The organism is Amycolatopsis sp. NPDC059021, assembly GCF_042739895.1.
GTDB lineage: Bacteria > Actinomycetota > Actinomycetes > Mycobacteriales > Pseudonocardiaceae > Amycolatopsis.
On the sequence record NZ_JBHYIQ010000067.1, the window covers coordinates 32,265 to 52,568 of the forward strand.

Genomic DNA, 20,304 nt, shown 5'->3' on the forward strand with positions numbered 1-20,304 from the left:
GGCGCTTCTCCCGAGAGTGAATGGATAGCCGTTACGACTCTTGTCGCTCCCCAGCGTGCGTGTTAATCTTTTCGCCGATACCCGATAACGATTGTTTTGTTTCGGGTTGCAACTCCTGCTCTCGCGCCTGTGATGTGGCGACTCCGTAATTGATGTCTGCTCGGGGAGTGGAGACCGTTGATCAAGCATTCTGGGCCTATCAGTGGTATCGCGGCTTATGGCGACCGCTACGTGGCCACCGCCGGATATGACAACCAGGTGATTCTGTGGGACCAGTCCTCCGGCAGGGCACTGGGCCGGTCCTTGCACGACCATCTCGCGAACAACTGCGCGTTCAGCCCGGACGGTCGCTATCTGGTCAGCTCCTCGAGCGATTACACGGCCAGGTTGTGGTCGATCCCCGATCTGTCGCTCATGGCCGTGCTCAACGGCCACGCCGACGATGTGGAGATGTCGGCCTTCCACCCGAGCAAAGCGCTCATCGCGACCGCGGCGCGCGATTACAAGGTCCGGTTGTACGACTTCTCCGGGACGTTGCTGACGACGTTCGAGGGGCATCAGGCGGATGTGGTGTCGGTGCAGTGGACCGAGAACGACGAACTCGTGTCGTTGAGCGACGAGGGCGAGATCAAGAAGTGGTCGCTGGCGACCGGGGGATTGGTCGAGGACGTCGACCTCGGTGGTGCGGAGCAGACCGACGCGGCGGTCGTCGCCCCGGACGGCGCCCTGTACGCGGGCAACGACCTCGGTGAGCTGGTCATCGTGTCCGCCTCCGGTACCCAGGCGGTCAAGGCGCACGACGCCGGCATCAAACGGATCCTGCTGCATCCGCACAGGCCGTTGCTGGTGACGCTCAGCTACGACGGGACCATGAAGATCTGGGATCTGGCGCGCCCCGGCGCCGAGTGCGTCGACGCGACCGCCTTGCCGAGCGACGTGTGGCCACGGGCCAGCGCCTTCGCGGGCGGTTCCCGGCTGGTGTTCGGCACCTTCGGCGCGACCTACCGCACCTACGACTACGGCGCGCGCCGGTGGCAGGACGAGGTCGTGCCCGCCACCGGCGGCATCAACGGGGTGTGCGTCTGGGACGGCGGGGTGATCACCGTCGGCGACTCGGGGACGGTACGCCGCGACGGCGTGCCCCTCGCGGAACTGGGCAGCCTGTGCAACTTCGTGACACCGACGAACGGCACGGTGGTCAGCGGCGGTCAGCTCGGCGATCTCATGGACGTGGCCGACGGGCGGGTGCTCCACCACCACCCGGCGCCGCTGAACTGCGGGATCACGTTCACCAAGGACGGCAAGGAGCACCTCGCGATCGGGTCGTACTCGGGTGACGCGCTGATCTTCCGCTGGGACGGCGGCGAACTGGTGCACGTCCTCGACGCGAAACTGCACGCGAACGCGATCAAGGGGCTGTCGGTCTCGGGTGACGTGCTGTTCTCCACCTGCTCGGACCGCGGCATCGCCTGGCACCGCATCAGCGACTTCTCCGAGATACACCGCGAGAACACCGCGCACGACCGCGTCGCCAACGGCTGCACCAGCCTGGGCAACGGGCGCTTCGCGACGGTGGGCCGCGACCTGACGCTCCGGATCTGGGACGCCGGCTACGGCGGCACCACCATTCACCCGCCCATCAGGAGGTCGATCAGGTCCATCTCCTCCTCCGCGGACGGGCGGGTACTCGCCATCGGCACCTACGACGGCCACGTCGCGCGTTACGACGCGCAAACCCTGGAGCTGCTGGCCATGGACCGGCCCACCGCCGCGGGGATTTCCGCGCTGACGTTCGATGTCGCGCGTGACCGGTTCCTCGTCAGCTCGTACGACGGGCAGGTCTACGACATCCCGGCGGCGATCGCATGAGTGCTGTCGAAGAGGTCACGGTCGAGCCGCACGATCCCGACGATCGGGTGGCCATGGGGCTGCCGCATCAGGTGATCACGCGCCTGCCGGCCGACTTGGCGGAGGTGTACCGCTCCTTGGCGTCTCGAGCACCCGAAGAACTGGTGCCGATCGCCGAGGGGGTAGCCGAACCACTGGCACGGCGTTACGCCGCGGGCACCCTGCTCGGGCTCCTCGGGGACCCGCGGATCCGCCCGGACGACCCCGTCATGGTCGAGGTGCCCGGTGGGAGCACCACCATAGGGCTCCCCGTGTCGTCGGTCGATGCCGTGGTGCGCGCCTGGGCGCGGCGGGGGGTGCGGCGGGACTGGATACTCAAGGAATGCCCACGGCACGCGGTGGACGTCCGCCCGTTCCGGATGATGCGGTACCCGGTGACCAACTACGAGTACCTGCTGTTCCTGCGGGACACCGGCCGGTGGCCGGCGCCGACGTCGTGGAGTTTCGGTGCCTATCCGCAGGAAAGGGCCAATCACCCGGTGTGGACGGTGACCGAGCGGGACGCCGAGCAGTACGCCGGTTGGCTCTCCCGGCGTACGACGCGTTCGTTCCGGCTCCCGACCGAGGTGGAATGGGAACACGCCGCGACGGGCGGTGATCCGCGGGAATTCCCGTGGGGGGACGCCTTCGACGAGGACGCGGCCAACACCGTGGAGGCCGGACCGCTCGCCACCACTCCGGTCGGTGTCTACCCGCGTGGGAGGAGCCCCTTCGGCGTCGACGACATGGCGGGGAACGTCGAGGAGTTCGTGGCCGACGACTACGCGCGCTATCCGGGCGGGACCACCGTCGACGACGATCTGACCACGGGACGTTCCCGCTATCGCGTCACCAGGGGTGGCAGCTTCTCCCGCTTCGGTGATCTCGCCCGCTGCAGGAGAAGGCACGGGCAATATCAGCGATTTATGTATGCCGTCGGATTTCGCCTGGTCGAAGAGTTGCGCTGAGTCAGGGCCGCGGGCGGGCACATATCGATCTTGTGCCGGATAGCGCGGACCGCTTGCCCGGACGGAGTATTCCGGTATGACGCGCTAATAGATCGCATCGTTCTTGACATGGTGTTGCGTGTCCAGGTAAATTCTTTGTTTCACCATATCCTGTCAGTCTCGTACTGGCCGTGTTTGGGGGAGCAGTGTTGGGGGGATGGTCATGACGGCGGCGCCATGCGGATCCCGTGGGCCGGCACGCTCCACGCGGGCGGGTGAGCGGAATTCGGGGACCGGGCAAAGCTGTGTCGACGCGATACTGGCGGAATATCACCACAGGGTGCGGTCGGCGATCGAGGTGCCGATCGCCGCGCTCCAGCCGTCCGACTCCCCGCGCATCGATGGGGAGAGCGACGAGCACATCAGGAGAATTTCCGAAACGGACGAGGACGTCCCCCCGATCGTGGTGCACCGCTCCACCATGCGTGTCGTCGACGGTATGCATCGGCTCCAAGCCGCTGTCCTGCAAGGAAAACTGCACATCGAGGCCCGGCTCTTCGACGGTACCGAAGGCGAGGCCTTCGTGCTGTCGGTGTGGTTGAACACGAACAACGGCCTTCCGTTGTCCCGGCCCGATCGCATGGCCGCGGTGAGGAGGATCGTCGACGCGTATCCCCGCTGGTCGGATCAGGCGATCGCCACGGTGACCGGAGTCTCGGACAAGACGGTCGCGGTGATCCGGCGGCGTGCGGCCCCGAACGGTCCCGGAGCGGATTACCGGGTCGGGCGGGACGGGCGGCGCCGGCCGCTCAACATGGTCGAGGGGCGGCTCCGGGCGAGTTCGCTGATCCACGCCGATCCCGACGTCCCGCTGCGGGAGGTGGCGAAGAAGGCCAAGATCTCCCTCGGCACGGCGGTCGATGTGCGAAGACGGGTCCGCCAGGGGGAGAACCCCTTGCCGAAGCGGCTTCTCGAGGACGTCACCCCCGCTGCCGCCATCCCCGCGCCGCGGCCGGATCCGGGGGAGAGCGAGGGAAAGAACGAGGACGGTCCTGGGCGCGAGCTTCCGAGCCTGCGGGTTCTCCTCCGCGATCCCGCCCTGCGGTTCCATCGGGAAGGCAAGGTGATCCTGCGGCTGATGCACATGCACATGCGGACGGACAAGGAGTGGGACGACCTTCTTGACGGGATTCCGGTGCACTGCAGGGCGACGCTGGCGAAAGCCGCGCATCACTGTTCGCGGGTGTGGCAGCGGATAGCGGAGCGCCTCGAAGGGTAGCCGGAATGGCCGGGCCGCGGGACGCCGTGCGCGTTCCCGGCAGGTCGAAACGACAACCGGGGCCTCGGGCCGGTCATCGCGGGTGACTTCGGCTTCTGTGCCGCAGACGGGGAGTAGCATGCTCGTCGGTCGCGACGCCGTGCGACGCGATATCCGTGATTGCCTCGATTCGGCACGGCGGGGCCGGCCGTCCAGTCTGCTCATCGAGGGCTCACACGGTTCCGGGAAATCGGTGCTGCTGGACGAGGCTGCGGGGTATGCGCGGAGGATGGGGTTGCGCACCGTCTGGGTGCGCGGGACGGAGCGCCCGCACGAGCCGGTGGGGCAGGCGGGCGAGGCCGAGCCCGCCTTGGTGCTGCTGGACGATTTGCCCGCCGCGTCGACGGAGGCCCTGCAGTATCTGTACGACGTCCTCACGACCACGTCGATCGCGGTCGTCGCCACCGGCGAACACGGGCACCGCGGGAGCGAGCCGGACGCGTTCGAGGCCGTGGTCGACCGATTCCAGCGCAGATGTGTACTGGCCGATCTCGACGAGGCCGGGGTGCGCGCGTTGCTGACTCTCGAACTCGGGGGCACACCGCGGGACGACGTCGTCGCCGAGTTCGTGCGCCAGACCGCGGGAATCCCGTTGTACGTGGCCCTTCTGGCGCGTTCGGCGCTGCGGATCGCGAACCCGGAAAGGCTGACGGTCCGGGACGTGCGGCGGGCCGGCGTCACGGGGATCGCCGACGCGCTGGCCGGGCAGAGCTGGCGTGCCGGATACGATGTCATGCGAGTGATCGACGCCGTCGCCATCCTCGAGCCCAACGCGTCGGTGCGGTTCGTCGCGACGTTCCTGGACCTGGACGAGCTGAGGATCGCCGACGTGCTGGACGCCCTGCGCAAGCGTGGAACCGTCACCGAAATCGATTCTCGCTACGCGTTGTCGGTGCCCGTGGTGCGAAGAGCCGTCCTCGATCGCCTTTCCCCGAGTGAATATGAGCTCGCCAACCTGCGCGCCGCGTCGTTGTTGCGGGAAGAGTTCGGTGCGAACAGCGAAATCACCCGGTATCTGTTGCGCAACAAGCATATGACGCATCCTCGGTGGGCGTGTTCCGTCATCCGCGAGACCGCGGCCGACGCGGCTGCCCTCGGCCGGACGGAGCAGGCGGTCGAGTTCTTGCTGGGCGCCGCTCAGCGCTGTGGCCACGAATGCAAAGTCGGCCTGCTGCGAGAAGTCGGCAGGCTGCTGACGTACCGCGACACGAAGAAGGCCATTCACTACTTCTCACGTGCTTTGCGATACGCCGAGGAACTGTCGGTTCGAGTGCCCATCCTGATCCAGATCGCGAACGCGTACGTGATCGCCGATGATGCCGAGACCGCGGTGGACGTCCTGCGCAAGGGAATCGACGAGGCGAGCGGCGCCGAGCGCCGGCTGGTGCGGCGAATGGACGAGGAGAGGTACCTCATCGGCGCGGTGCACTGGAGTTCCCGGGGTGAGGAACCCGCACCCGAGACGAGCGAAGCGGCCGTGGCACATCCGGCGGACCATCGCACCGCCGATCGTGTCGAGCTGGTCAATCTCGCTTTCCGGGAGAATCGCCGGCAGGCGTGGCGCCGGGAGACGATGGTCGCCTGTGCCCAGCGTGCCCTCACCAAGGATCCCGGCACGGGGATCGACGCACTGCTCGCGCCGGTGCTGTTGCTGCTCTACGCCGGTGAATTCGCCGCTGCGGCGGACGAGTGCGATCGGATGCTCCAGCGGCAACCGGCCGAGACGCGACCGTACACGCAGAGCGTCCGCGCAGCCGTTTCCCTGCAACTCGGTGACCTGGCCGAGGCGCGCCGCGCCGCCGCCGAAGCGTTGCGGGCGAAGGGATTCGTCCGGCCGAACTCGTTGTACGCCGGGCTCGCCATCACCGGCCTGGTGGGGGCTTGCCTGGAAACAGGCGAACTGGAGGCGGGGCAGAACTGCTTGGACGATGCCGGGTTCTCCGGGGACATCCCGGTGGGCAGCCCTCCCGCGTTGCTGGTCCAGCGGGCGTATCTGCACACCGAACGGGGTGCGTTCGACGCCGCCTTCGCGGACCTGGAGCAGTGCGCGCGGCGCTGGCACACCCATGGTGCCTACGACCCGATCGAAGCGCGCTGGCGGTCGGCCTACGCGATGGTGTGCGTGCGCGCCGGCCGCGGCGGCCCGGCGGCCGGATTCGCGCTCGCGGAGCTGGAGCGGGCCCGGCAGGCCGGTATCGCGGTGCACATCGGCACCGCGTTGCGCGTCGTCGCGATGTGCGCCGGCGGGGTGGATCGGGAGAAGTTGCTGACCGAGGCGGTGGCGACCCTGGAACGCACCCCCGCGCGATTGGACCTCGCCTACGCTCTGTTCGACCTCGGGGTGTTGCTCCGCAAGCTGAACCAGTTCGCGGCGGCACGCCGGCGGTTGCGATCGGCGTTGGCGCACGCGGAACGGACCGGTGCGACCGTCCTCGCGGAGTGGACGAGGAGCGAGTTGACGCTGGCGAGGGCGAGGCCGCGCAGGAGCGCCGAGACCGGCGTCGGTGCGCTCACCCCCAGCGAACGCCGAGTGGCCGCGCTCGCGGCACAGGGGCTGACGAACAAGCGGATCGCCGGAATCTTGTACGTCACCTGCCGGACGGTGGAGATCCACCTCAGCCGCGCGTACAAGAAACTGCTCATCTCCAGCAGGGCCGAGCTCGGCGCCGCGCTCGGTGAGCCGGACCGGTCGCACGGGGCCGGGACGGTAGCCGGGCGTCCCGCGGATGATCCCGGCGTGCCCGGCATTTCCTAGCACCTCGTCCGGCCGCGGAAGGCTGGCGGCCGAGGTGTGCTTCCTCGATTTCCCGCGCCACGACTCGGGAACGATCGGCACCGGCTGCTTTCGTGCTCGGAGTTGACGAAGATCACAAATCATCGGATGATCGCACGGAAGCGGAAACTGGGTGGGTCGGTCCGGGCGGTAGCGCTATCCGGGTTCTTCGAGAATCGGTCGGCCGGCCGGGCCCTGGTGATCTGGGCGTTGCCGTGAAATGTCTCCGTCGTTTCTCTTTCTCGCGCTGGACGCGTGTCGCGAAATAACTAGGAGCTGAGTGCAATGGGACCGGACAAGATCTCTGTTTACCTTGTGCAGCAAGGCGTCTGGGATATGCCCCTCGAATCGATGCCGCTGGCGTCGGGCTACCTCAAGGCGTCGGTGCTCGCCGACGACCGGCTGGCGGGCCGGGTCGACGTGTCCATCCACAACTACAACGGCGGCGTGACGCTGATGCGGATGGCGAACAGCCTTTTCGCATCGGGCGCACCGGACATACTGGCGTTCTCGGTGCTCGGCTGGAATTTTCGTGAGTTCGGTGCGCTCGCCGAGACCTTCAAGCAGATGAACCCGGACGGCTGGGTGGTCTTCGGTGGCACGCACGTCGCCAACCAGGCGGAGCGGACCTTCCGGCTCTACCCGGATGTGGACGTGATCGTCAACGGCGAAGGCGAACTGGTCTTCGCCGATCTCGTGGCCGCTTACCTGAAGGGCCGGTCCACGCGGGATCTGCCCGACATCTCGGGTATCAGCTACCGCAACCGCGACGAAGACGTCGTGAGCACGATTCCGCGGGAACGCCTCGACGACCTGGATGTCATCCCGTCGCCGTTCCTGTCCGGCGCGATCCCGTTGACCGATGAGACGGGGAAGTTCAGGTACGACGTCGCGCTCATGGAAACGAACCGCGGTTGTCCCTACAAGTGTTCCTTCTGTTACTGGGGAGGAGCTGTGGGGCAGCGGGTGCAGAGTTTTTCGCGTGCGCGCCTCCGCGCGGAACTGGAGCTCTTCGCGCAGCACAAGGTGCACACCATCGTGCTGTGCGACGCGAACTTCGGCATGCTGAAGGCCGATGGGGAGTTCGTGGACGATTTGATCGAGCTGCGCGCGAAGTACGGCTATCCGCGAGCGGTCGAGACCTCCTGGGCGAAGAACAAGTCGAAGGTCTTCTACGACATCGTCCGGAAGATGAAGAAGCATGACATGCGGAGCTCCTTCACGCTGGCACTGCAGACGCTCGACGACAACGCCCTCGAGCTGATGAACCGTAAGAACATGAAGGTCAACGCGTGGGAGGAGCTGGCCGCGTGGCTGAACCGGGAAGGTCTCGACTGCTACGCGGAGCTGATCTGGGGAGCCCCTGGCGAGACCGTACAGTCCTTCATGGACGGTTACGACAAGCTGTCCCGCCATGTGTCCCGGATCGCGGTCTATCCGCTGCACCTGCTGCCCAACACCGACTATTCCGAAAAGAAGTCGGAGTACGGGATAATCTCCGTGCGCGGGAATGTGGACGACTTCGAGTACATGCTCGCCCATCACACGATGAGTTACGCGGACAACCGGCTGATGAAGCGGTTCCTGTTCTGGACACGCGTCATGGCGGAGAACGCCGTCCTGCGGAGTACGTGGATCGGTGTCCGGGAATTGACCACGGCGACGCAGTCGCAGGTGCTGATGAACCTCGACGAGTGGATCCATGCCACCGACGACCCGGCGGCGAAGCCGTTGCAGGAGTGTGTCGCGGAAGCCGAGAACAGCGACACCGCCTATGGCGACGCCGTGAAATACCTGTATGGCGAGGACGCCGCGCGAGGACTGCTCGAAAGCTGGTGGCGGGAGTCGGCGCGGAAGTTGCTGGGTGCGGACAACGGTGAGGTGCTGGACGAGATCTTCAGGTACGACATCCTGACGCAGCCCTATTACCGGAGTCCGGGTGACTCGGCGCGGGATGACGCGGTCGAGACCGAAACGCTCTACGGTGACACCTACTTCAAGCGCGGTGGGGTGAAACTGCGTTATGACGCCCCGCGTATCATCGGCAAATTGCGGGAGGGGCGGCTGGCGGCCGAAGACCTGCTGCCCGGCGATTACTCGGTGGACATCTACTACCGCATGGGTGCCGAGTACTTCATCGGCTCGACGAACCATGAGGAGATCGTCCACTTCGTCGGACAGACGAAGGAAGAGGTCGAGCGGGCAGCCGAGATCCGCGCCGCCTTGCCGGAGGACGCGGATCAGCCGGTGGGAGGCGCCGAGGGAATCGCGCTGAAACTGAGCGAGGGCGGTGCCTACTCATGACGTCCTGGCCGTCCACGCCCGCCGCGATCGCCGAGGACGTGCCGCCTGCCGGGGCCGGTGCGCGGTTGGCGGCACTGCTCGACAGCGCGCGCGTCGCGTATGCCGTCCACGCGCTGGCCGAGCTCGGGATCGCCGAGTTGCTCGCCGATGGGCCGGCGGACGTGGCGGCCCTCGCCGAGTCCGCGGGATGCGATCCCGGTGCCCTGCGGCGGCTGCTCAGGGCAGGCGCCTTCGCCGGGGTGTTCCGGGCGAACGAGGCGGGTTCGTTCGCACTCACCCCCATGGGCCAGGCGCTCCGGCGGGAAGTCCCCGGCAGCAGGCTGCCGTCCGTCCTTTACCAGGGACGCATCGTTTTCCCCGCCTACCGCCATCTCGCCGAGGCCGTGCGGACCGGGGGCCCGGTGTTCGAGCGGGCCTTCGGGCTGCCGTTCTACGACTACCTCGATCGCAACACCACCGAGAACGAACTCACCTACCTCGAGGCTCATGACCGCGATCGGCACCTCGTCACCCACTGCGTGGCGCGTGTCGACTGGTCCGGCTGTCATCGGATAGCCGATGTCGGCGGCGGGACGGGAGCGTTCCTGGCCTTCGTGCTCGCCCGGGTGCCGCAGGCGCGCGGGGTGCTCTACGACCGGCCGGAGGTGTTGCCCGTGAGCAAGGAGTTTCTGGTACGGCAGGGAATGGGCGGGAGGGTGGAGCTGGCGGGCGGCGACTTCTACACGGATCCGCTGCCACCCGCGGACATGTACCTGCTCAAGAACACCGTGCATTCCCTCGATGACGCGGATGCGGTGCGCCTGCTCGGGCATCTGCGGGACGCGATGCGCGCGACTCCCGGTGCGCGGCTGCTCATCTGCGAACGGGTGGTCCCGGACGGCGATTCCCGGGACGAGGCGAACCTTCTCGATATCGACATGCTGCTCCTGCACGGGGGTCGCGAACGGACGGTCGCGGAATGGCGGGAGGTGCTGCGGGCGGCCGGGCTCCGGTGGGACACCACCGCGGAGGTGCTCCTGTGCACGGCGGAGTGATACCCGGGCCGAGGTAGCGCGGCGGGGGCGAAAACACCACGGTTGCGGACTTTCGTCCCTGACGACGTCCGGTGATCTGTGCTAATTTCCGTGAAATGCGCGTAGGTTCGGAACACGGTCGTGCGAGGATCCCTTTCGATTGGCGGCGCGTGGTTTTCGCGCTCGCACTGGTGGTTTCGCTCAGCGGGACAGCGACTGTCGCCCACGCGAACACCGTGACGGCCGGGCGCTGCGCCGAGTGCGCGACCCCGTCGATCGATCGGCTGCAGCAATGGCTTGCCAGCGGCGAGGGCACCACCGTCCCGGCCACCGGGAGCCTGCTCGTGCGCGAAGGCGACCGATACGCGGCCAAGGTGGTGTTCCTCAAGGCCGAGTGGCATGTGATCGTCGTATGGCTCGGCAACCAGTTCGAGGCGCAGGCAGATCTCTCGGCGTCGTCCGGATTCTGGCTGACCTACAGCGCGACCGACGACCTCTACGTGCAGTTGCGTCCCGCTTCGCACTGGAGCGGCGGCGACAAGTGGCTCACGAAGGTGCCGTCGACGGGTGGGAAGCTCGTGACGAAATTCTTCAGCTTCGCGGCCGACGCGTGGACCTGGCTGCCCGAACTCGGGAAGCCGTCGTACTCGTTCGCTTCGGCGGTGCGCGAGGCGCGTGGTCTGGTGTTCGTCGGCAAGACCCCGAACACACTCGACTTCCGCGGCCTGCGCATCGACGGCTACACCCCGCCGTGCCGGTGAGCTGCAGTCGCACCGGATGAGGACCGGCGGTCACATCGCCGCGTCGGCCGGGCTCATGGGTGTGTGCGCCCAGCACACCGACCCGATGAGGAGGACGACGATGCAGTTCGTCATGGTCATTTACCACGGGAGCTATCCGTTGCCGGGTACCCCGCAGGCCGAGACGGTTTCCGCCGAGGACAAGAAGGCGGCCTACGCCGACTGGGCCGCGCTCAGCGCGCTGGAGAACTGGAAGGGCGCGCCGCCGATGGGGCTGCCCGCGGACGCGACGACGGTCCGGGTGGAGAACGGTTCGGCCATCACCAGCCAGGGGCCGTATCTGGACGGCGAGAACGCGGTCGGTGGGTTCGCGGTGGTCGAGGCCGAGGACCTCGACGCCGCGATCGCGCTCGCGGCTCGCGTCCCGCAGGCGAGGCTGGGTGGCGCGGTCGAGATCCGGCCGTCGGCCAAGTACTGGTGACGGCTTCCGGGCCCGGGGTGCGACGCGCGCCGGGCCCGGCGTTCACCATCCCGGCTGATCGAGCACGGCGGCGGCGAGGCGGTGGACGCGGCCGGGATCGCGGAGGACGTCGATCCGGACGATCCTGTCGCTCGCGACGGTGAAGGCCATGACGGAGTACGGCTGCCCGTCCTGGCTGATCACCGCGCCGATCATGCCGTTGACCAGAGCGGGACGCAGTTGCCCGCCGCGCGGGGCGCGGGCCTGCCCGGCCACGGCCGCGGCGCCCCGGACGACGACCGGCGGCCGGCCGGCACCGAAGTCGGTGCGCAGCACGACATCGGGATCGAGAACCTGGACGAGAGCGTCGAAACCGCCGGACCGCGCGGCCGCGTAGAAGGCGTTGACGACCTGTCGCTGGCGCGTCAGATCGGGGTCCGCCTCGGGGATCTCGGCACCGCTCACGCGGCGCCGGGCCCGGCTGGCGAGCTGCCGGGTGGCCGCCGACGTGCGGCCCACGATGTCCGCGATGTCGTCGAAGGGCAGCTCGAACATGTCGTGCAGCACGAACGCGAGCCGTTCGGCCGGAGTGAGCCGGTCGAGCACGACGAGCAGGGCGAGGCCGACCGAATCGGCCAGCAGCGCCTCCTGTTCCGGATCGAGGTCACCGTCGGGAACCACCACCAGATCGGGCAGGTGGGTGTCGAGCGGGGCCTCCCGGCGGCGCCGGCGCGACCGCAGCGCGTGCAGGCACTCCCTGGCGACGACCGTGGTCAGCCAGCCACCCAGGTTGCCGATCTCCCCGGCGTCGGACCGGCGCAGCCGCAACCAGGCGTCCTGCACGGCGTCCTCCGCCTCGGCCAGCGAGCCGAGCATGCGATACGCCACAGCCCGCAGCCGGGGCCGGTGCTGCTCGAACCGCTCGGCCAGCCACTCGTTCTCGTCCATCGGTCACACCATCCCATCACCCGGGTTCCCTCGGATGAGCCCGCCGAGGCGGCGAATGTGACAACGCGCGGGACAGCGGCGCCGCTCAGGTCGCGGCGGGGACGTCGCGTCCCCAAGCCCTTCAACGCGGCTCCCTGCTTGTTTACCTACTGTGACCTGCGCCGATGGCGCCGGGGAGCGTTCCCGGCGTGTCGTGAAGCCGAGTCGCCTACCTCGATAGATGCGGGGGTGTGGACAGGTACCGCACCTCCGCACCGGGGATCACAGGCGCATCGACGTATGGCTGCCTAGCATGGTTGGCGTGAAGGGGTTGGATCTGCGCTTGCCGTCGCCGCTCATCGAGGTTCACGATGAGCTACTGTCGGCGCGGGGTGTCCGTCTTTACCTTAAGCGGGACGACTTGATTCATCCGGAGCTGATCGGAAACAAGTGGCGGAAGCTGAAGTACAACCTTGAAGAGGCGCGAGCAGAGAGCCAATCGACCCTTCTCACCTTCGGGGGCGCCTACTCGAATCATATTCGCGCGGTCGCGACATCCGGATACTATTTCGACTTCGACACCATTGGAATAATTCGAGGAGAGGAGCATCTTCCTCTCAACGAGTTTCTTGCAAGTGCGGTGAATTATGGGATGCAGCTTGTCTATATGGACCGCGTCACGTATCGAAGAAAAACTAACCCCGAGGTTATTGATTCACTTCGTTCAAGATTCGGCGACTTCTACTTGCTTCCAGAAGGTGGAAGCAACGCCCTCGCGCTAAGAGGCTGTGCGGAACTTGTCGAAGAAATCGATATCGAGTTCGATACAATCTGCTGCTCCTGTGGCACCGGTGGGACGCTTGCGGGAATCGCGAGCGCATTGTGCGAGGAGCAACGAGCCCTCGGTTTCTCGACACTTAAGGGTGGCTCCTTTCTGTTTGAAGAAGTATCGAACCTTCAGAAATCTGCCTACGGGCACTCTGCGGCCAACTGGAGCATTGAGCTGGATTACCACTTTGGCGGATTCGCAAAAAGAACACGAGAACTGGATGAATTTATCTCATCATTCGCCGCGCGGCATGGCGTGACACTGGACTGGATCTATGAGGCGAAGATGATGTTCGGCCTCCTGGACCTGATTGGTCGTGGAGAATTTGAACGCGGGTCGACAATTGTTGCGGTTATAGCAGGCTAGTCAAGAATTATCATAGCTTTTCGTGGTAGGCGCGGAGCATATTCTTGCTTGTAGACCTCTCTTCCCAGGTCAGGTGCCACTGTCCGCTGTTGATAGCAAAATCTCGCCCAAAGCCGAGCCACATTCCGCGCATGCGTCGCCCGCTCGGGTCGATGATCATCTGTAGCGTGCCGTGATACGTGGCACCTTTGTAGTAGCCTGTTGATGAAGTGGTCTCTCGCCAAGTTCCGGTAGCTACGTGCGCATCGACCGCGAGTTCAAGTCGCAATTGTGAGCCGGTGGAGTGCGGCAAGCTTTGGCCGATAATCTTGTTGCCGTGTTGCCGGGCAATCACATAGTGCTCACTGGTGAAATCAACGCCACGTCCACTGCTCGGGTAGCTGTAGCGACTGTGCCAAATTCCAGAGAATCCACTATCTGAAGCGTCCGTCAGCCTCGTTGAATCGGTTTCAATGTCGTCGGATAGCGCAGGGGATGCAGCGGCTAAAGACAGGCCGGCGCTGAGTTTGAGAAGCAATGACCTGCGACTTGCAACTGCGCCAAGCTGCTCTGACCACGTTGTCGTCAGGCGCGCGAGTTCGTGTACGTCGATAATTTCCAATCGTGAGATAAGTTCTTGCAAGCTGGCTATTTCATTTCCTTCTGGCTCTGTCGTGGATGTCTTGGCGATATTGGAAATCTGAGAAAGCCGCCGGTTGTTTGCGTAGGCCAAGTCGGCTGACCTGAAGTCGGCGCAGTCGCTTACGAGGTCGGCAACACTGCATTCGTAGAGTTCGGCAAGCTTTCCGAGGACCTCGAGTGAAGGCTCATATCCCGTCGGCGCTGGCCAGATCTCCCAATAAGAGAAGTTTTTAAAGGTTTTTCGATCGGCGGGCCACCGATTGTTCCATTGGTCGGCAGCGGCACGCTGACTCCAATCATGGGCCATTCGAAGCGCTACCCTGATGTTGACGTTGTAGCGCGTGCGGAAACTCGCCGCGATCTCAACCCATGTCTTGTGGTCGGCGCGCATACGGGCGGCTAGTTCCCGCTGCTCTTGTCGCAAGCTTCGTGGTGCAGGCGGCATGACCTTCCTCTCCGGCGGGCACGAACCGTAGCGTTTCCCGAACCTAGCGTAAAACGTCCCCGTTGCACGGGGAGAACTTGTCTCACAAGATCACGGCCTCGCGGGGTGTTTTGGTTCGTTGACCTGCGGTTTCGTAGTTACTACGACGGCAACCGCTCCTTAAGGCAGGACCAAACGATGACGACGGCGACACAGGTTCACCTGACGTGGGTGACGGCTGCATACCTGTCGCGTGATCACGCTGTCACGGATGAGGCGATGGCGGCCGGAATGGCGGCCGGCGGGACGTTCGAGGGGTTGTGCGGTGCTCGGTTCCTGTCCGCCGCCATGACCTCGGCGCCGGGTGCGGTGTGCTCGCGGTGCCGCTTGCTGGTGGAGGCGCGAGCGTCGCTGCGATCAATGGCGCAGCGGATGCACGGACCACACCGGCATCGGCGGCGCGGGCGGGTCGCGCGATGGTTCGCGGCGCTGTCTGGTTCTGAGGCTTCGGCTGTTCCCGCGCCACGTTCGACCCTGTCCTCCGCCGACGCGGCGACCCCGGCCGGAGCGGCCGCTCAGAAAACGCGGCAGGACCGGATCGACCCCGGCGATTCCGTGGGCCGCCGGTCCCGCCGCGCACCCATGCCCACTGTGGGCGGTGGGGGTCGGTGAGCCGGGCGGCGTCGCGGGTGGCGCGGCGGTGTCATCGTGCGGCGGAGCGTACGCGTCGATGGGAGCGGTTGCTGGCGCGCGCGTTCGTTCTGGATCGGATCGCACGGTCGCTGGCGGCCTACGCCGAGGCGGGCCGCGCGCTGAGCGAGCGGAGCCGGGCGGGCCTGTCTGCGGTCGCGGTGAGGGCGGAGCGGTACGTCGGGCTGGTCGGATTGCTGGCCGAGACGGAACGGGCGCAGCGGCGAGGCGAGGTATGGGCCGCGCCGGAGGGGTCACCGCTGACGGCGGTTGCGGGGGCGGCACGGGTGTTGCGGTTGCTGGCGGTGGAGCCGGGCAGGTGGCGCCGCGCCGAGCTGGTCCGTGACCTGGGCCAGGCGCTTGGCCCGCTGCCCGGGGCACGCCGAGCGGTGGCGGTGTCGCGACTGGTGATCAGGCCGCGATGGTGGCCGGGCGGGTTGCATCGACGGTGGCGCGTTAGGTGTTCCGGGCTGCGGGTTTGCCTGCCGATGAGGCGTGGCGACGCGGTCATTAGTGGAGAAGAGAATTGTCGGGAATTGTGAACGGCCATGACGAAACGAGCACCGAAGAAACGAGCATCCGGAAATTGGGTGCTGGTGGATCGCGACGTGTACCGGTTTCAGGAGGGAGCGCGCACGTGGACGCTGTCGCGAGCCGAGAAAGGCAAGTATCCGTGGGAACTGCGGGGCCAGCAGAAAGTGAGCGATCAGCCGGGGCCGGACGGCACCGTCCGCGAGACGGGGCGGACGTGGTGGCATCAGGTCGGGACTCCCGAGGTGGAGCGGGCGCAGCGGCAGGCACAACTGTGGATCGACCTCACGGTCAACTGCCCGTGGGGTGACCGTGAAATACGGCCTTGAGGGGACCATGGCGTCCACAGCATGACCCTGTTCGAGGCATTGGCCCGCTACGCCGGAATGTTCGGCTACCACGGCCACGGACCATCTCCGAATTACTGAAAGCCGAGCAAGCGTGTGCAGGGACGTGAAAGGCGGACCCGAAGATTGGACCTGAACGAGACCCCGCCAAACAAGAGAGGCAGGCCGCCGCTGCTGCCATGTACGCGCTTACCGAAGAAGGGGACGTCACGAAGGCGAATTTCTTCGGCAAGCTGTTTGAGATGGCACAGGAGAACAACGACAGGAGGGCTGGCCAGGGCGGGGAGGGAAGCGGAAAGTAGGAGGAATCGGTCGCCTGCTGGGCGAGGTCCGCGCGGCGGCACCGCAATCCACAAAGGACATACCGGCGGGCGGTGCTGAGGTCAGGTGAGCGGGGAGAAGGCGGTCGGCCAGGCGATGGTCGAGGTCGCCTCGAGGATTTGTTCCGGTGCGCCGGGCGGGGGCCATTGTCCCGCGGCGTAGAGGTTCTTGCGGATGGTGACGCGTTCGTCGAGGGAGTGGAAGGGCCAGATCTGGATGATGCGGTCGGGGCCGTCGAGCGCGTACATCACGATGGTCAGCGGGTCGACGCGGTGCCGGGTGGGCAGGGCCCGGCGCCAGCCGTCGATCGTCGCGGGCAGGCCGCCGGGGCGCAGGTGATAGTCGCGGATTTCGTAGGCCGGGCCGAATTCGCCGGTCCGCACCGGGGGGACGAAGGGGAACGGGGCGAAGCTCTGCAGGGTCAGGTCGGTCAGATGCGGGCCCGCGCCGAACGGCTTGTCGCTGGTGCGTGCCCGGAGCCGCTCCCGGTTCAGCTCGGTGTCGTCGGTGAAGCCGCGCAGGACGATCAGCCTGCCGAGCGGGCCGTTTTCGGTTTGCCAGCAACCCAGGAGCGTGCCGTGGGCGGCGGGGTCGCCGACCCAGGGCAGGATCCCGGCGGCCGCCTGTTCGCCGTCGAGCAGGCGGAAGGCGAGGGTCGCGATCTCGTACCGGATGTTCTGCTGTTCCTGGCCGAGATCGTCCCCGGTGATCGGCACCGGCTCGGTCATCGGCCTGGTACTCCTCGCAGGACTCGCACGCCCGAGGAGATCTCGGCGGGGCTCTGGTGTGCCATGCCACGACGGTACGACGCGATGATCGCGGCTGCCAGGTGGTGCCGGTACCCCTCACCAGCACCCGGCATCGAAGCGTGGCCGCGGGGCCGTGGGAAGGAAGCGTTCCTCCCCACGGCACCTGCGCGTCAGGACTGGGGCAGGGTCACGCCGTACCGCTTGGCGGAAAGCGTGGCCGGGAAGAAGCACGAGGTCTGGGTGTCGCCGCCGGAGAGGGTGCCGAGGCCCTTTCCGCCGTCGTAGGCCGGGCCGCCCGAGTCGCCGTGGTCGGAGTGCGCGGTCGTGCAGAACTCGTGGTAGACCGTGTATCCCTCGGCTTCGAAGGTGTAGTCGACCTTGGTGACCTTGCCCGAGGTCACGCCGGACGTCCGCCCCGCCCGCTTCATCTGCTCGCCGACCGTGGCGTCGGCGAACTCGGTGATCTTGGTGCCGTCGTTGATCTCGCTCGGTCCTTCGCCCGAGGCGTTTTCCACGATCATGTTGTCCTCGGTGGGGAACACGGCGTCGACGGTCTGGCCGTCGTTCCACGGGCCGCCCCCGCCGAGCTTTTCGCAGTGTCCCGCGGAAAGCAGCAGTTTCTGGCCGTTCTTCTCCACGTTGAACCCGTTGGAGCAGGCCGCTTGGCCGTTGCTGATCTCGTCGCCGCCCTTGATGAACAGGGACATGGCGCCGGGGTGGTGGTCCACGCGCACCAGGTCGCCGTACTGGCGCACGGTTTCGAGCAGTCCGGCCCGCTGTGCCTTCGGAGTGGCGTCGTAGACGTCGACGACGACCTGGTTGTGCGCGATGTCGAGACCCCAGCCGGTGCTGGGGATGCCGCCGGTGGCGTCCAGGCGCTGTTTCACCTGGGTGAGCTGGTCCAGGCTGTAGCGCACCACCTTCGCCGTCAGGCCGGAAGCGCGTACCTTGGCCGCGTCGGCGTTGTTCACCACCGTGACCACGGGATTGCCCGCGTCGTCGAGGTAGTGCCCGCCGGTGGCGGTGCCGAGGCCGGCCAGCACCGCGGCCGGGGTCATCGCGGCGGACGCCGCGGGCAGGGCGGTCAGGCCGAGCGCCAGTGCGCCGAACGAGGCGACGCCGAGGACGCCCAGCCTGGAACGTGTCGATCGCATGTGCTTTCCTCCTGAGCGGGACATGAGTGAAAGGGATCGCGCGGATGGGGAGCCCGTGTCCGGATCGACGGCGGGCTCCGCGACGAAATCGACGACGTACGGGGACAACTCCTGCACGGGAGAAGTGCAGGCGGGAGACCGGATCGAGACCATGGTGTCCTCCAGCTCAGGAGATCCGGCCCGGTTCGCCGTTGAAACGGGCCGTGATCGCCCTGAGGTGGGTTATTCTCGAACATGCTCCGGTCTGCTCGACACCGACGAAGGTCGTGTCGCGTTCACATGCCGGGCCTGTTCCCAGATAGCGGCCCGGTGCATCGGCTGCCGGCGTCGATGGCCCTGCGGATACAGTCCACAGTGGACGCAATTCCGGGGTGAGATCGCGCCCTGGGAACGTCTCGTCCTATTTGCCTGATTCGCGCGGCCCGCTAGTGCGGATCCTCCGGGATGTGGCCGCCGATCGCCAAGGCCGTCGGTTTCAGCTGGCGGAGACGGGGGATGAGGAGCACCAGGGCGATGGCCAGGTATACGTAGGTGAGGATCAGCCTCGCGGATTCGCCCGGCAGGACGAACTGGACCGCGAACAGGACGAACAGGCCGATCGCCTCCCACAGCCGGAATCGGAGGTCGAGCAGGACCACGACGGCGAGCACGGTCTGCGCCGCGGTCAGTGCGACCTCGTCGACCTGGCGCTCGACGAGGGGGAGCGCGGCGGAGCCGCCGCCGAGCAGGTAGGCGATCGGCAGCGCGCCGACCAGCAGCGTCCATTGGTTGATCTTGCTGGACAGCAGCGCGCCGAGTCCGTCGGCGGCGCGCAGCCGCAGGGCGAAGACGACGGCGACGATCAGTTCGGGGGCTTCCGAGGCCAGCGGTGCGAGCCATTGGATCAGCAGGAACCGGTCGATGCCCAGGGAACTGCCCGCTTCGACGAGCGATTCGGCGAACGGCTCGGCGGAGGAGAACACCAGCGCCGCGGCCACCGCGAACAGCAGGATCGTCAAGGGGCGCCGCCGGTTCGCCCGCAACGTCGTCAGCCGGGCCGGGACGCCGGCCAGTTCCTCCATGTCCTCGGCGCCGCACCGGCTCATCCGCCACAGGTAGAACCCGTACCAGCCGATCAGGACGACCGAGAGATACAGTCCGATGTGGCCGGTCAGCGGCATCACGAACGCGACGAGCGCCGCGGCCGCGAGGAAGGCGACGTCGATGCGGTGGTGCGGTTGGAGCCGGATGTGCGGGCTTGCCGAACCACGGGACCGGCGGGCGGCCCACGCGGTGGCGATGGCGACCAGCGGCCAGCCCACGCCGACGAGCAACCTGTTGGCGCCGGTCATGTTCGCGGCCGCGTAGGCGACGTAGTCGGGACGGGTGCCCGCGCTGTAGGCGAAGTAGAGGTCGACGGCGTATTCCGGGAGCACGGCGATCAAGGCGAGCAGTGCCAGCGCCAGCGCGCCGGAGATGTCGGCGCGCGCGGTTTCCGCCGCCCACATCAGCATCACCGCGGCCGCGAGCACGCCGAGTCCGAACAGGACGCCGCCCCAGACGGCGTTCGGGTGCGTCCCGGTCAGCCTGAGCACCACGGCGGGAGCCGCGGCGATCACGACAAGGGCGAAGCGCAGCGCCACGGCACTCCGGCTCGGAAGCGGCCGAACTCGACTGTCCATAGTGTCTTTCTTGTCGCCCGATCACCTCGGAAGATAGAACAGAGCACCCGCGGCGGCCATGCGAAACGACGTCCTTCCCCGAACATCACCCGGAATGTTTCCTCGCTTCGGCGAGATGTCGGTGTGCTGAACGGAATTCACGCGTTCGTGGGGGGGGGGGTTGTTGAGGGGAATGCCACAGTAGGTGGGGGGGATAGTCCGGGGGACCCCCGAGAGAGAGGAGAAAAAAGACTCCTGTGGGA

The 20,304-nt window shown here is 66.8% G+C and carries 15 protein-coding genes; 10 read left to right on the forward strand and 5 right to left on the reverse strand.

Going from position 1 to position 20,304, the window contains the following annotated elements; genetic code table 11:
• Positions 1–177: 177 nt before the first annotated feature.
• The 8 genes from ACFWX1_RS32060 (at position 178) to ACFWX1_RS32095 (ending at position 11,463) form a co-directional block, all read left to right on the forward strand.
• A complete protein-coding gene (locus tag ACFWX1_RS32060) occupies positions 178–1,869 on the forward strand; it encodes a WD40 repeat domain-containing protein (RefSeq protein WP_378393497.1) in 1,692 nt (563 codons plus the stop codon).
• Complete coding sequence (locus ACFWX1_RS32065; protein WP_378393498.1) at positions 1,866–2,855, forward strand: formylglycine-generating enzyme family protein; 990 nt, start codon at positions 1,866–1,868, stop codon at positions 2,853–2,855. The genes ACFWX1_RS32060 and ACFWX1_RS32065 overlap by 4 nt, the downstream gene beginning before the upstream one ends.
• Positions 2,856–3,174: 319 nt before the next feature.
• Positions 3,175–4,113: a ParB/RepB/Spo0J family partition protein gene (locus tag ACFWX1_RS32070; protein ID WP_378393499.1), complete on the forward strand. Its 939-nt coding sequence runs from the start codon at positions 3,175–3,177 to the stop codon at positions 4,111–4,113.
• A 118-nt stretch (positions 4,114–4,231) separates the two neighbouring features.
• Positions 4,232–6,907 (forward strand): AAA family ATPase, encoded by a 2,676-nt coding sequence (locus tag ACFWX1_RS32075; protein WP_378393500.1) that lies wholly within the window; start codon positions 4,232–4,234, stop codon positions 6,905–6,907.
• Between the two features lie 303 nt (positions 6,908–7,210).
• Positions 7,211–9,229 carry a KedN5 family methylcobalamin-dependent radical SAM C-methyltransferase gene (locus ACFWX1_RS32080; RefSeq protein WP_378393501.1) on the forward strand — a complete coding sequence of 673 codons (2,019 nt, stop codon included), beginning with the start codon at positions 7,211–7,213 and terminating at the stop codon, positions 9,227–9,229.
• The gene (locus tag ACFWX1_RS32085; protein WP_378393502.1) at positions 9,226–10,263 is read left to right on the forward strand and encodes a methyltransferase; all 1,038 of its coding nucleotides are present in this window, start codon (positions 9,226–9,228) and stop codon (positions 10,261–10,263) included. Before ACFWX1_RS32080 ends, ACFWX1_RS32085 begins: the two co-directional genes overlap by 4 nt.
• 149 nt (positions 10,264–10,412) lie before the next feature.
• Complete coding sequence (locus ACFWX1_RS32090) at positions 10,413–11,003, forward strand: hypothetical protein (protein WP_378393503.1); 591 nt, start codon at positions 10,413–10,415, stop codon at positions 11,001–11,003.
• Between the two features lie 16 nt (positions 11,004–11,019).
• Complete coding sequence (locus ACFWX1_RS32095) at positions 11,020–11,463, forward strand: YciI family protein (protein WP_378393504.1); 444 nt, start codon at positions 11,020–11,022, stop codon at positions 11,461–11,463.
• Between the two features lie 42 nt (positions 11,464–11,505).
• Here ACFWX1_RS32095 and ACFWX1_RS32100 read toward each other — a convergent pair whose 3' ends face one another.
• Positions 11,506–12,390 (reverse strand): sigma-70 family RNA polymerase sigma factor, encoded by an 885-nt coding sequence (locus ACFWX1_RS32100; RefSeq protein ID WP_378393505.1) that lies wholly within the window; start codon positions 12,388–12,390, stop codon positions 11,506–11,508.
• A 301-nt stretch (positions 12,391–12,691) separates the two neighbouring features.
• Between ACFWX1_RS32100 and ACFWX1_RS32105 the strand changes: the two genes are divergently transcribed.
• Entirely contained in the window at positions 12,692–13,564 is an 873-nt protein-coding gene (locus ACFWX1_RS32105) for a 1-aminocyclopropane-1-carboxylate deaminase/D-cysteine desulfhydrase (protein WP_378393506.1), read from the forward strand.
• 10 nt (positions 13,565–13,574) lie between these two features.
• Here ACFWX1_RS32105 and ACFWX1_RS32110 read toward each other — a convergent pair whose 3' ends face one another.
• The gene (locus ACFWX1_RS32110) at positions 13,575–14,630 is read right to left on the reverse strand and encodes a hypothetical protein (RefSeq protein ID WP_378393507.1); all 1,056 of its coding nucleotides are present in this window, start codon (positions 14,628–14,630) and stop codon (positions 13,575–13,577) included.
• 1,265 nt (positions 14,631–15,895) lie between these two features.
• On the opposite strand from ACFWX1_RS32110, the gene ACFWX1_RS32115 reads away from it, so the two are divergent.
• Positions 15,896–16,159, forward strand: a complete 264-nt coding sequence (locus tag ACFWX1_RS32115; RefSeq protein WP_378393508.1) for a hypothetical protein — start codon at positions 15,896–15,898, stop codon at positions 16,157–16,159.
• 401 nt (positions 16,160–16,560) lie between these two features.
• Here the strand turns inward: ACFWX1_RS32115 and ACFWX1_RS32120 are convergent, their stop codons facing one another.
• From ACFWX1_RS32120 to ACFWX1_RS32130, 3 genes are all read right to left on the reverse strand, one after another.
• Positions 16,561–17,226 (reverse strand): NIPSNAP family protein, encoded by a 666-nt coding sequence (locus ACFWX1_RS32120; protein ID WP_378393509.1) that lies wholly within the window; start codon positions 17,224–17,226, stop codon positions 16,561–16,563.
• Between the two features lie 191 nt (positions 17,227–17,417).
• Entirely contained in the window at positions 17,418–18,401 is a 984-nt protein-coding gene (locus ACFWX1_RS32125) for a S1 family peptidase (protein WP_378393510.1), read from the reverse strand.
• Between the two features lie 425 nt (positions 18,402–18,826).
• Positions 18,827–20,062 carry a sodium:proton exchanger gene (locus ACFWX1_RS32130; RefSeq protein WP_378393511.1) on the reverse strand — a complete coding sequence of 412 codons (1,236 nt, stop codon included), beginning with the start codon at positions 20,060–20,062 and terminating at the stop codon, positions 18,827–18,829.
• Positions 20,063–20,304 lie beyond the last annotated feature (242 nt).